We start from the raw sequence: 12927 nt of genomic DNA, 5'->3' as shown, positions 1-12927 counted from the left end.
ATTGAAAATGAAAGCCCTGCATTTGCAGGGCTTTTTTATTGATTAGTTATGCAGAGCGTTAAACACCAATCTCACCACCATCTTCACGGCGAATAACGACCGTTGATGAACGTGGTCGAACTTCTGTACCGCTAGGTGCTGCTTCGGCGGCATTATCACTATATGGCCAATTGCCCGGATGTTGAATATTAACAAATAGAGATTTGTAGTCAGGGCTAATGGTGAAACCTGTGACCTCACAACCATTTGGACCAACAAAGAAGCGTTTTAGCTCCACCTGATTTGAGCTAGCAATAACTGTTTGACTATCATCTTCATTCAGTAACTGAGATGGCACTACCGCAAGCATCTGATCATTGGTGTACTCTTCAACTTCATCAGCACCATTATCGGTTTGAATCCACATAATACCTCGTTGATCAAACGCTAATCCATCAGGGCTAGCAAACTGATTTAGATCTGTTAAACCTGAGCGGTTTGTCTCTTCATCACCATTACTTGGTGAGCCGAAAACGAAAATATCCCAGTTAAACTCTGTTGGATTTTCACCTTCATCCCAGCGAATGATATGACCAAATTTATTATTTAGGCGAGGGTTGGCAGGGTTAGTGCTGTCTTTACGTTTAGTGTTATTGGTTAGGGTGAGGTAAACAGAACCCGTAAATGGATCCACTGCTGCCCATTCAGGACGATCCATTGGTGTTGCTCCAACTAAATCAGCGGCACCTGCAGTATTAATGATGATCTCAGCCAATGAGTTAAAGTGTGAAGCCAGTGTATCACCTGAAGTTGTGAGGCTATCAAGGGTTAACGGCAGCCAAGTTCCGGTACTGTCTTCATTAAATCGAGCAACAAATAGTGTGCCTTCATCCATATACTTATCACCGGTTAATAAGCGGTTTGAAGGTGAAGCATCAGCGGGATCCCATAATGCTGCTGACTCAAATTTGTATAGGTACTCAAAGCGTGAGTCATGGCCTGAATAAAACACAACAGGCTTACCTTCTTCTAGTTTGCCAAAGGTACAGCCTTCGTGGCGGAAACGCCCTAACGCGGTACGTTTTTTAGCTCGAGAGTTTTTTGTATATGGATCAATTTCAACAATGTAGCCATGACCATTGGCTTCATTTCGATAATCGTCAAGTGATGAAGTACCTGTCGGTGCCAAATTAAAACGAGCAAATTCATCAAGACGTTCTTCATTATGGCCTGCTAACGTTTCCCACTTATAGCGACCTTGTAAATACTTACCTGTGCCCGAAATACCAATACGATCTTGCTCTTTAGTGCGTGTACCAGTATTAGTAAAATAGCCCGGCCAGTTTTCTTCACAGGTGAGGTAAGTTCCCCACGGAGTATAGCCGTTACCACAGTTGTTGAGTGTTCCCCGTGCTTGACTACCGTCAGGTGAGAAGCGAGTGACGGTTAACTCAGAATGTGCGAGAGGGCCGGATAAATCCATTACAGTTGCACCGGTGTAGCGACGGTTAAGTGGGTCGCTGTCGATTAACTTCCATTGGTTATTTTCAAGTTGGATACGAACAACAGAAATACCATGAGCGTTTATCTCTTTGCGGATTTCGTCTATATCAGTACGTACTTCTTTTGCTCTTTCGGCATCTTTGTCCCAGTTTGAGTGCAGTGCTTGCTGATCAATGTACTCGTGGTTAATACAAAGTAATCCATCAGTAGATTGTTCGTTTAATGGGAAAAAGTGCATACCGTCATGGTGCATACCTAATGCATTTAACTGATCAGTACTGTTATTTGTACCATCATTTTTCCATGCATTTGCAGTCGCATTTAATGGTGTACCCCAAGGGACTAATACTTGTGCGGTGTAACCAGAAGGAATAGAAACGGCATCAGTTAACGAACCAGGGATAGAATCGAAATTTAAAACAGCTTGAGAACGATCTGCTACCTTAGACGTTGCTTCAGTTGAACCTGAAGAGTTACAACCAGCAAGACCTAATGCACCAAGAGCTGACATTGCACTCATACCTAAGCCACCCTTGAGGATGCTTCGGCGTTGCAAGTTAGCTTGAAGTACATCTTCAAATGCTTTGTTATTACTGGTGTTATAGCGGGTAGGATCGAACGTTTCCTTACTCATTGCTTTGCTTTCCTGTGTTTATTATTTATTTAATAAGTTGAACAGGAAAGATAGTAAGAATGGGTAGTGACAGAATTTATCTATTATTGTGAAATTTATATTTAAATAATATTGTCAGCTACCCAAGTAATGAAGATAAGGTTAACGCGCAGTGCGTTTTAGTTGGCTAAGCATAAACATTGCAGCGGCAGATACAACAACAGAAGGGCCTGCTGGCGTGTCGTAATGCCATGACATTGCAAGACCAAGAACCACAGCTATCGCGCCAATAATTGACGCAAATACTGCCATTGATTCTGGACTGTGTGAAAAACGTCGAGCGGTCGCGGCAGGAATGATAAGTAATGATGTAATGATCAATGCCCCAACAAATTTCATCGCAACAGCGATTACCATACCCACCATTAACATCAGTAATAGGCGCATTAAATCGACATTCACGCCTTCTACTTGAGCCATTTCTTCACTAATAGTCATCGAAAGTAGTGGTCGCCATAGATAAATCAATAAAGCTAAAACGACAGCACCACCGCAATATATCCATAATAGATCGTTAGTGGTTACAGCCAATAAATCACCAAATAGATATGACATTAAATCGATACGAACATTGTCGAGGAAGCTCACTGCAACCAGACCTAGCGATAAAGCGCTATGGGCTAAGATACCCAGTAAAGTATCTGTGGCTACATAACGTTGTTTTTGTAGCGTAACCAGTACAACTGCAAGCACTAAACAACAGATAACTAACGCCAGATTTAAGTTGATATTAAAAAGAAAACCTAGCGCAATACCGAGTAGAGAGGCATGAGATAATGTATCGCCGAAATAAGCCATTTTTCGCCAAACAACAAATGAGCCCAGTGGACCGGCGAGTATTGCAATACCAATACCAGCGATCAAGGCCGGCAGAAGAAACTCAATCATGCTTTTGATTCCTCATGGTTATTACAGCATTTATGAGTTTTATTTGAATCGTCATGCTGGTGGTTATGTTTATGTTCATAGACAGCAAGCTGCTCTGTCGATGTTTGACCGAATAATGCAATGTATTTAGGGTGGCTCGTCACAGTCAGTGGACTACCAGAGCAACAGATGTGATGTTGCAAACAAATCACATTATCAGTTTTCGCCATGACAAGGTGTAAGTCGTGAGAAACCATCAAGATGGCACAGTTAAGTAAATCACGTAACTGTTGGATCAGGCGATAAAGCTCTAATTGGCCATTTACATCAACCCCCTGTACTGGCTCATCAAGTACCAGTAGATCCGGTTTTTGCAATAAGGCACGTGCAAGTAAGACACGTTGCATTTCACCACCAGAGAGCCCATGCATATCGCTATTAAGTAGGTGACGACCATTAACCATGTTTAAAGCTTCGATACGTTGTTCTTGATTATAACGCCCAGCAAGACGCATAAAACGATCGACAGAAAGAGGCAGGGTATTATTTAGGCGTAGCTTTTGAGGCACATAGCCAATACGAATTCCTTTTTTACGAACCACTTTTCCTTTTGTGGCTTTACTCAGTCCTGTTATGACTTTTACTAAGGTTGATTTACCTGCACCATTAGGACCGATTAAGGTGGTAATTTCACCGCGTTCAAGCTTAAGCGTAATATTATCCAAAACATCACGTTCACCAAATGAGACAGTGACTGATTGTAGTTCGATTAGGGTTGACATAAAGGAAGTTGTCTTAATAGGCTTTAGAAATAAAAGGTAATGTTATAATATAACATTACTGATGTGTTATATTGTAACATTATCATGTTCGTTAGGGAATATATTGCTCATCATATAAATAATTAGCAGTATAAAAGTGCAACACTTATTTTTTAGGATAATAAAATAATGCAACGTATATCATCATTGTTTTGTGCAGCAGCTCTGGCTTTATCAGGTTCAGCAATGGCAGATGACTTTAAAGTTGTTACAACCATTAAACCATTAAACCTGATTGTTAGTGAGTTAGTTCAAGGTGCAGCAACGTCAGATGCAATCTTACCACCAGGAGCTTCTCCACATGATTATGCATTACGTCCATCAGATGTAAAAAAATTGAATGATGCAGATCTGGTAATTTGGGTTGGGCCTCAACTAGAAACTTTTTTAACAAAACTTATGGCTACAAACCCAAATAGCTTCGCTTTGACAAAACAAGCTGGTATCGATTTTCTAAATTATGGTGCTAAACCGAGTGATGACCATGGCGATCATGCCAGTCACGACGATCACGATGACCATGGCGATCATGCTGGCCACGACGCTCACGATGGCCATGGCGATCATGCCGGCCACGATGATCACAATGACCATGGCGATCATGAAGGTCACGATGCTCATGATGACCATGGTGATCATGCAGGTCATCACCACTCTGGGCTTAATCCGCATTTCTGGATGGGACCAAAACAGACAATTGAAGCCGCAAATGTGATCACGGAAGCATTGATTAAACATGATCCATTGCATAAAACTGTTTATCTCGATAATCTTTCAACGTTTACCACTGAAGTTAATCAAGCTGTAAGTGAACTTAATGCGGAATTAAAACCTGTTTCAAATAATGGCTATTTTGTTTTTCATGATGGCTATGGGTATTTCGAACATCAGTTTGGTCTGAATAACTTAGGGCACTTTACTGTTGAGCCTGATCGTAAGCCTGGTGCTAAAACTCTAATCGCAATTCGTGAATCATTAAAAGATAAGCAAGCTTATTGTGTATTCAGTGAGCCGCAGTTTTCACCAGCAGTTGTTGATAGTGTAACTAAAGGCACAGGGGTAAACATAGGAACCCTTGATCCAATGGCGACAAATGTCGAAGTGGGCAAGGGAGGATACGTCCGTTTTATTAAGGAACTCGGACAGAGCTTTACCAAGTGTTTAAAATAGAAAATGAAATTATATCAAGCGGCAGCAACTTCTATTAAAGAGCTGCCGCGTCAGCACAAAATTGCGTTAGTTTCCACCTCTGTGCTTATGATGGCTGCCATAATGTGGCAGCCATCAAAACCACAAGTAACTTTTCCATCATCAAGCGTAAATAAGCGTATTGATGTCACATTGCCATCTAAATTAGATTTATTATCTGAACAAGATAGTGAGCCATTAGGTGTGTCTCTTGATCAAAATGATCCTGAATTCCAAGCACCAAAAGATGAAATAGAGCAACAACTTGATGATGCTAAAGTTGAAGTTGAGCATAAACATCGAGTGGCATCGGGTGAAACGTTAGGGATTATCTTTTCACAGTATGGTTTGCCTATTTCAGATATGTACCGCTTAATTGATGCAAATAAGTCAGTACAGAATTTGCGTGTTGGACAAACACTTGAGTGGGAAGTCAATGATGATGGGAAATTAACAGAACTTAAAATTATCCGCAGTAAAAAAGAGACGGATGCCTTTACACTATCGAAAAAAGGTTATGTATATAAAAAGATAGTTAAAAAAGGTGAGATGAAACCCGTTACTATCATCGGACGTGTAAATGGCAGTTTTTATAATTCAGCTCGAGCAGCAGGCCTAACACCGACTCAGATCCAAACATTAGTAAAAGCCTTACAATGGAAATTTAACCTTGGACGCGAAGCGCATAAAGGGGATCGTTTTGCTGTAGGTATTGATCGAGAATTTATTGATGGTAAGGCGGTGGGTAAAGGTGAGGTTAATGCTTTTTACTACAAATCAGCGAATGGTAAGGATTCAACCTTTATTATTAGAGGTGATGATGATCAGTTCTATGATAGTAGTGGACACAGTTTAAACCGAGCATTTAGACGTATTCCCACATCGAAACGTTATCGTATCAGCTCATCTTTTAATCCAAATCGTCTCCACCCTGTCACTGGACGCCGATCACCACATAATGGTACCGATTTTGCGGTTCCGATTGGTACATCTGTTTTGGCTGCTGGTGATGGCGTCGTTGTAAAATCACGTTACCACCCATTAGCAGGTAACTATATTGTCGTTAAGCATGGCCGAGAATATATGACACGTTATTTACACCTAAGTAAACGTGAGGTGAAGGTGGGCGATAAAGTGAAAATGGGACAACGTATTGCTAAAAGTGGTAATACTGGGCGCTCAACAGGCCCACACTTACATTTTGAGTTGATAAAAAATGGTCGTCCTGTTGACGCAATGAAAGTATCTTTGCCACAAGCCGATCCACTCTATGGTAAAGAACGCAAAAATTTAATGAAACAAGTTAGCTTTTATAAGGATAAGTTTAACGATGTAATATCGAGCTAAGTTGTTTAATCGTAAAAAAGCGCACATATTGTGCGCTTTTTTTATGGTTTTTATCACTGAATTTAACTAATCAAAGACGTTTTTTAAATTAACCCAATACTTGCCATTTATATCTATAAGGAATTAAGTATTTGTATTTCTGTTCCTTTTTGGTGATTCCATGTCGTTTTTAAGCAATGTAATGGCAAAAAAACAAATGTTTTTTTGATTTATGACAAGACATGAAATGTATCAATATGTAAAATTCAAACCAGAAATGCTAATAATTCTTATTAAGGTAACGATTTACTATGAAGTTGTCAGAGATGTCATGCGGAAACTGTGGGACCGTCATTAATATGTCTGCGTTACCCTCAGCGACGCGAAAAAAGTTGATGGTTATGGGGTTACTACCTCGTACAGAAATTACCGTTGTTCGTGTGGCGCCGTTAGGTGATCCGCTTCAAGTTCGTGTACGTGGTGTTGATATCGCTTTACGTAAGCAAATTGCAGAAAACATCGAGGTTGAGGCACTGTAATGCAATATAATATTCTTACTGTTGGTAACCCGAACAGTGGTAAAACAACGTTGTTTAATGGCTTAACTGGCGCTAAGCAGCAAGTCGGTAACTGGGCTGGTGTAACGGTTGAGAAAAAAACAGGTCGCTACCAACACAATGGTGATGATTTTTCGCTGACAGATCTACCTGGTATTTATAACCTTGATAGTGCAAACGATGCGAATAGCCTTGATGAAGCAATCGCGTCACGTGCAATTTTAACAACGCCTGCTGACGTGATTATCAACGTTGTTGATGCATCGAGCTTAGAGCGTAGTTTATACATGACGCTACAGCTGCGTGAGCTAGGCCGCCCGATGGTGGTTGTGCTCAACAAGATGGATGTTTTGAAGCGCCAGCGTCAGGTATTGGATATTAAAGCGTTAGAAAAAGCATTAGGGTGTCCTGTATTAGCGTTATCTGCTAATAATATGGAGCGTATTGCTGAATTTAAAACCAAGTTACACAAGATGTTAACACAAGGTGTTGTCGTTAACGAGTTTGAGCTTGATTATGGTCAAGATTTCGAGCGAGCAGTGAGTCAATTAGCACCGTTATTCAAACATAACGATAAGCTAAATGCTCGTGCACAAGGTATCCGTGTATTAGAAAACGATACTTTAGTGATCAACACGCTATCTGATGAAGATAAAACAACAGCATGTGGTTTACGTGCAGATTTATTAAGCACGGTTGATCCTGATATTCAAGTCGCTGATGTGCGTTACACCTTCTTGCATCAGCTGTGTCAAAAAGTCCGTCGTCAAGAAGGCCGTTTAAGTAACAGCCTAACGGATAAAATAGATCGTGTATTACTGAACCGCTTTTTTGGTATCCCATTTTTCTTCTTAGTAATGTACGTGATGTTTATGTTTGCGATAAACATTGGTAGTGCATTTATCGATTTCTTTGATATTAGCTTTGGCGCACTATTAGTCGATGGTGGTCATCATCTTTTAGATGATCACTTGCCAGTATGGTTAGTAACAATTATTGCGAACGGCATCGGTGGTGGTATTCAAACGGTTGCAACCTTTATTCCAGTGATTGCGTGTTTGTACCTGTTCCTTGCGGTATTAGAAAGCTCGGGCTATATGGCACGCGCCGCATTTGTTCTTGATAAAGTGATGCAAAAAGTAGGTTTACCGGGTAAAGCATTTGTTCCTCTAGTGCTTGGCTTTGGTTGTAATGTACCTGCGATCATGGCAACTCGTACTCTTGAACAAGAACGTGAGCGTAAACTCGCAGCCGCAATGGCACCCTTTATGTCATGTGGCGCGCGTTTACCGGTATATGCACTGTTTGCAGCAGCTTTTTTCCCTGAAAATGGTCAGAACGTGGTATTTGCACTGTACCTATTAGGTATTGTGGCAGCTGTGATGACTGGGCTTATTTTACGTTCAACGCTTTACCCTGGCTCTAGTGATAGCTTTATCATGGAAATGCCAAACTACGAATTACCAACTATTCGCAATGTGGTGATAAAAACATGGCAAAAGCTAAAGCGCTTTGTATTTGGTGCGGGTAAAACCATCGTTGTCGTTGTGGCAGTATTAAGCTTCTTTAACTCATTAGGTACTGATGGTTCATTCGGTAACGAAGATACGTCTAAATCTGTACTTTCAAAAGCCGCACAAGTTGTAACGCCAGTATTAGAACCTATTGGTGTGAAAGCCGATAACTGGCCTGCAACCGTCGGTATCATTACGGGTATTTTCGCAAAAGAAGCCGTTGTGGGTACGCTAAACAGCTTATATGCACCAGCAACAGATGATAGCAATGAAGAATACAACCTTGTTGCTAGCTTAAAAGAAGCAGTTGAATCAGTTGGTGATAACCTAGCAGCATTAAGCTTTAGTGATCCACTGGGTATCGAAGTGGGTGATTTAGAAAACAAACAAGCCGTTGCTGAAGAACAGGGTGTTAACGAATCTGTATACGGTAACATTCAAGCGCACTTCGTAAGTGGTGCAGCTGCAATGGCGTACTTGATTTTCATTCTGTTGTACACACCATGTGCGGCTGCAATGGGTGCTTACGTACGTGAGTTTGGTCAGAAGTTTGCTCTGTTTATTGCAGGTTGGACGATGTTAATGGCTTACTCGTTTGCCACTTGGTTCTACCAAATTGCTCATTTTGTTGATCATCCTGTAACGAGTGCATTCTGGATTAGCTTCTTCGTATTGATTAATGGCGGTATCTTCTTGTTATTGAAACGAGAAGGAAAAAAACAAACTAACCTTGAAGGCTTGTTAGTAGAATGATCCTACAGCAGCTAAAACAATATATTGAACAGCACGGACGTGTCAGTCGCAAGCAACTCTCTGATCACTTCGGAATGTCGGAAGACGGGGTTGAAGCAATGCTTGATGTATGGATACGTAAAGGTTCGATTGGAAAAGAATTGGTTGGCTGTGAAAGTTCAGACTGCTGCCAACCTGCGAAAGAGATTTGGTATCGTTGTTTATCCGTTAACGAATTATCGATAACGGTAATGCGATAGAAGGTAGTAAAAGCAAAAGGCAGCTTAATTAAGCTGCCTTTTTTAATGCTAATGAGAGATAGCTGTAAAGCCTTTAACCTGACTTAACTCTTCGCGAAGCTCATCAGCCAGTGCTGCTTGTAGCGCTTCACTGCGTTGAGTACCATCCGTATTTCCCCAAATTGGTCCAGGCCATGCTATGTCATGACTAAAGCGTGCAATGTGGTGTAAATGAAGTTGTGGTACAAGGTTACCTAATGCACCAACGTTAATCTTTTCTGCTTGATAGTCGTTTTCTAATAATGTGGCTACGGCACTTGATTCACGCATTAGTTGGTATTGGTCTTGTTCAGGTAGGTGGTGGATCTCACGTAACTCGTCAATACGAGGGACTAAGATAATCCATGGTCCCAGCGCTTCTTTAGACAATAAAACACGAGAAAGCGGAAAATCACCGAGTACAGTGGTATCAGATTGTAGGCGAGGATGAAGAGTGAAACGCATGTAATTATTCCTTCACAGTACATTATGGCTCACAAGCCAGAGCATTATTTATCATAGTATGCCTAATTTAAAACGATTGGTATTATCCTTAACGTATTCTCTAACATTTGGTTAAGAGTTCTAATTATTGTGAGGCAACTTATGGCAAGCGAATATCAGTTTATACTCGATTATTGGTTTGGCGAGTTAGAGGGTGAAGTAACCAAAGAAAATAAACATGCGCTTTGGTTTCTAGGTGGTGAAGAAATTGATGCTTACATTAAAACCCATTTTCAATCTTGGGTGAGTAAGGCTGGCAAAGGGGAGTTAAATCACTGGTGTGAAACGGCCCAAGGTCGCTTGGCCCTGATAATTTTACTCGATCAATTTAGCCGCAACATCTACCGTGGATTAAGTGCGGCATTTCGTTATGACTCATTAGCCTTAGCATTGTGTAAACGTGGTTTAGCATTGAATCAAGATGTAGATTTATCGCCAATTGAACGCGTATTTTTCTATTTACCTTTAGAACATGCAGAAGATTTGGAAGATCAAGAAGAGAGTGTGTTTCGCTTTCAACACTTAAGAGAATCAACTTCCTTGAATAATCGTGAACTATTTGATGGCTTTTATAATTATGCGAGAAGCCATTATGATGTGATTAAGCAATTTGGACGTTTTCCATATCGCAATGCGGTGCTGGGGCGACTTTCTACGCAAGGTGAATTGATGTGGTTGAACCAAGGTGGTCAGCGATTTGGTCAATAAAAGAGAGTAAACTATTGAATTTTTTTGTTATGTTTTTATTTACAGAGCCTAATTTATAAACATATTTCAGAGTGCGATAAACAGAAAATAAAAAGCCTTCCAAATGGAAGGCTTTTTAATATTAAGAGGGATGTAGATTACATACGCTCTAGTGTTTCGATACCAAGTAGGTCTAGACCTTGCTTGATAGTTTTTGATGTTAGCAATGCAAGCTTCAAGCGGCTTTGCTTAACATCTTCTTCAGCATTAAGAATTGGACATGCTTCGTAGAAGCTAGAGAACATACCTGCAAGTTCGAATAGGTAAGTACACATTAAGTGTGGTTGACCTTCACGTGCTACAGATTGTACCGCTTCTTCAAATTGAAGAAGTTTAGATAGCAGTACTTGCTCTTTTTCGTCAGTGATAACGATTGGGTGAGTAAGATCTGCAAGCTCAACATTCGCGCGCTTAAAGATAGATGCTACACGTGTGTATGCGTACTGCATGTATGGTGCAGTGTTACCTTCGAATGCTAGCATGTTGTCCCAGTCGAAGATGTAATCTGTCGTACGGTGCTTAGAAAGATCAGAGTACTTAACCGCAGCCATTGCAACAGTTTGTGCAATGTTTGCTTTTTCTTCAGCACTTAGTTCTGGGTTCTTTTCTTCAATTAGCTTGTTAGCACGCTCAACAGCTTCATCCAGAAGATCAGCAAGACGCACAGTACCGCCAGCACGAGTCTTAAATGGACGACCATCTTTCCCTAGCATCATACCAAATGCGTGGTGCTCAAGAGATACACTCTCTGGCACATAACCCGCTTTACGTACGATTTCCCAAGCCATCATTAGGTGTTGGTGCTGACGTGAGTCGATGAAGTAAAGTACGCGATCAGCATGAAGTTGCTCGTAACGGTATTTAGCACAAGCGATATCAGTGGTTGTGTATAGGTAACCGCCATCACGCTTCTGGATGATCACACCCATAGGCTCGCCGTCTTTGTTTTTGTATTCGTCTAGGTAAACAACAATTGCGCCATCACTTTCTACAGCTAGACCTTTTTCTTTAAGATCTGCAACAACGCCAGGTAGCATGTCGTTGTACATAGATTCGCCCATTACGTTGTCATCAGTCAGTGACACGCTTAGACGATCGTAGTTGCGTTGGTTTTGCTTAAGTGTAATAGCAACAAGTTGCTTCCATTTCTCAAGGCAGTACTCATCACCGCTTTGTAGACGAACAACAAAGTTACGTGCTGTTTTACCGAATTCTTCGTCTTCATCATAAAGTACTTTAGATTCACGGTAGAAACCTTCAAGATCGCTGATGTCCATAGAAACATCAGTACCTTCTTGCTCTTTACGCTGCATGTTAGCGATAAGCATACCGAATTGTGTACCCCAGTCACCAAGGTGGTTAGCTCGGATAACATTGTGGCCTAAAAATTCAAGAGTACGTACAACTGCATCACCGATGATAGTTGAACGTAAGTGACCTACGTGCATTTCTTTTGCAACGTTTGGTGCAGAGTAGTCAACAACAATGTTTTGTGCTGTTTCAGTATTAACGGCTAGACGCTCATCTTTTAGTGCTTCTTCACCACGCTCAGCTAACCATGCTTTGTTTAAGAAAATGTTAATAAAGCCTGGGCCGGCAATTTCAACTTTCTCAGCAATACCATCTAGTTCTAAGCAGTCGATAACTTTTTGTGCGAATTCGCGTGGATTAGTACCTAGCTTCTTTGCTACGCCCATAACACCGTTCGCTTGGTAATCACCAAACTGCGCTTTAGCTGATTGGCGAACTGCGGCAGGGCTGCCTGCAGGTGCGCCAGCGGCTTCTAAAGCCTGAGATACTTTATCATTAATAAGTGCTTGAATGTTCACACGCTGATCCTTAAATCATTTGTAACGCCAATTACTAATAAGAGGCAAAAATGTCTACGTATTACAAGATCACCGTCAAAAATAATCACGAAATAAAACAAAATGATAACATAAATAAATCAAGTGTTTAACGTGAGTATTTTTGACGGGGTCGCGAATATCTAAATATGCACCGAAGTCTTGAATACGCAGTAGGTATTGTCCTAATAATACCCACAGATGGAGGTACTTTGGCAACCGGAAAAACCTATTGTTTACGTTTTTTTTTAACTTTTTTTGTTATGAGTAAATAATGTGTAACACGCTATTGTATTGAAAAGAGAGTGCGTTAAATTCATGTTTCATTAAATCACGAAAAATGGATAATTATTCACTTCGTCTCATTATAGTAATAGCTGTCAATAATAGG

General features: G+C 40.8%; 11 protein-coding genes. 6 read left to right on the top strand and 5 right to left on the bottom strand.

Annotation, left to right across the window (positions count from 1 at the left end; genetic code table 11):
• Positions 1–58: 58 nt before the first annotated feature.
• The 3 genes from C9J40_RS02155 to znuC all read right to left on the bottom strand — a co-directional run bounded on the left by C9J40_RS02155 (position 59) and on the right by znuC (position 3804).
• Positions 59–2116 (bottom strand): PhoX family phosphatase, encoded by a 2058-nt coding sequence (locus C9J40_RS02155; RefSeq protein ID WP_107245584.1) that lies wholly within the window; start codon positions 2114–2116, stop codon positions 59–61.
• Positions 2117–2257: 141 nt separating this feature from the next.
• Complete coding sequence (gene znuB / locus C9J40_RS02150; RefSeq protein WP_105060634.1) at positions 2258–3043, bottom strand: zinc ABC transporter permease subunit ZnuB; 786 nt, start codon at positions 3041–3043, stop codon at positions 2258–2260.
• A complete protein-coding gene (gene znuC / locus C9J40_RS02145) occupies positions 3040–3804 on the bottom strand; it encodes a zinc ABC transporter ATP-binding protein ZnuC (RefSeq protein ID WP_107205583.1) in 765 nt (254 codons plus the stop codon). Before znuC ends, znuB begins: the two co-directional genes overlap by 4 nt.
• A 168-nt stretch (positions 3805–3972) precedes the next feature.
• Here znuC and C9J40_RS02140 point away from each other — a divergent pair, with 168 nt between their 5' ends.
• The 5 genes from C9J40_RS02140 (at position 3973) to C9J40_RS02120 (ending at position 9420) form a co-directional block, all read left to right on the top strand.
• Positions 3973–5013 carry a zinc ABC transporter substrate-binding protein gene (locus C9J40_RS02140; RefSeq protein WP_107245582.1) on the top strand — a complete coding sequence of 347 codons (1041 nt, stop codon included), beginning with the start codon at positions 3973–3975 and terminating at the stop codon, positions 5011–5013.
• Positions 5014–5016: 3 nt separating this feature from the next.
• On the top strand, positions 5017–6378 hold the full coding sequence (gene mepM / locus C9J40_RS02135; protein ID WP_107205585.1) for a murein DD-endopeptidase MepM: 1362 nt from the start codon (positions 5017–5019) through the stop codon (positions 6376–6378).
• A gap of 290 nt (positions 6379–6668) precedes the next feature.
• Positions 6669–6896: a FeoA family protein gene (locus tag C9J40_RS02130; RefSeq protein WP_105060630.1), complete on the top strand. Its 228-nt coding sequence runs from the start codon at positions 6669–6671 to the stop codon at positions 6894–6896.
• Positions 6896–9181, top strand: coding sequence for a Fe(2+) transporter permease subunit FeoB (gene feoB, locus C9J40_RS02125; protein ID WP_107205586.1), 2286 nt, complete (start codon positions 6896–6898; stop codon positions 9179–9181). The genes C9J40_RS02130 and feoB overlap by 1 nt, the downstream gene beginning before the upstream one ends.
• Positions 9178–9420, top strand: a complete 243-nt coding sequence (locus tag C9J40_RS02120; RefSeq protein WP_107245581.1) for a FeoC-like transcriptional regulator — start codon at positions 9178–9180, stop codon at positions 9418–9420. The genes feoB and C9J40_RS02120 overlap by 4 nt, the downstream gene beginning before the upstream one ends.
• Positions 9421–9468: 48 nt before the next feature.
• Here C9J40_RS02120 and C9J40_RS02115 read toward each other — a convergent pair whose 3' ends face one another.
• Complete coding sequence (locus C9J40_RS02115; protein ID WP_107205588.1) at positions 9469–9903, bottom strand: HIT domain-containing protein; 435 nt, start codon at positions 9901–9903, stop codon at positions 9469–9471.
• Positions 9904–10044: 141 nt separating this feature from the next.
• Here C9J40_RS02115 and C9J40_RS02110 point away from each other — a divergent pair, with 141 nt between their 5' ends.
• Positions 10045–10650, top strand: coding sequence for a DUF924 family protein (locus C9J40_RS02110; RefSeq protein WP_107205589.1), 606 nt, complete (start codon positions 10045–10047; stop codon positions 10648–10650).
• 137 nt (positions 10651–10787) lie between these two features.
• Here the strand turns inward: C9J40_RS02110 and argS are convergent, their stop codons facing one another.
• Positions 10788–12518: an arginine--tRNA ligase gene (argS, locus tag C9J40_RS02105; protein ID WP_105060625.1), complete on the bottom strand. Its 1731-nt coding sequence runs from the start codon at positions 12516–12518 to the stop codon at positions 10788–10790.
• Between the last annotated feature and the right edge of the window lie 409 nt (positions 12519–12927).

This window comes from Photobacterium sp. GB-72 (assembly GCF_003026095.1).
In the GTDB taxonomy this organism is placed as follows: domain Bacteria; phylum Pseudomonadota; class Gammaproteobacteria; order Enterobacterales; family Vibrionaceae; genus Photobacterium.
This window is presented reverse-complemented; position numbering and strand designations above follow the sequence as displayed.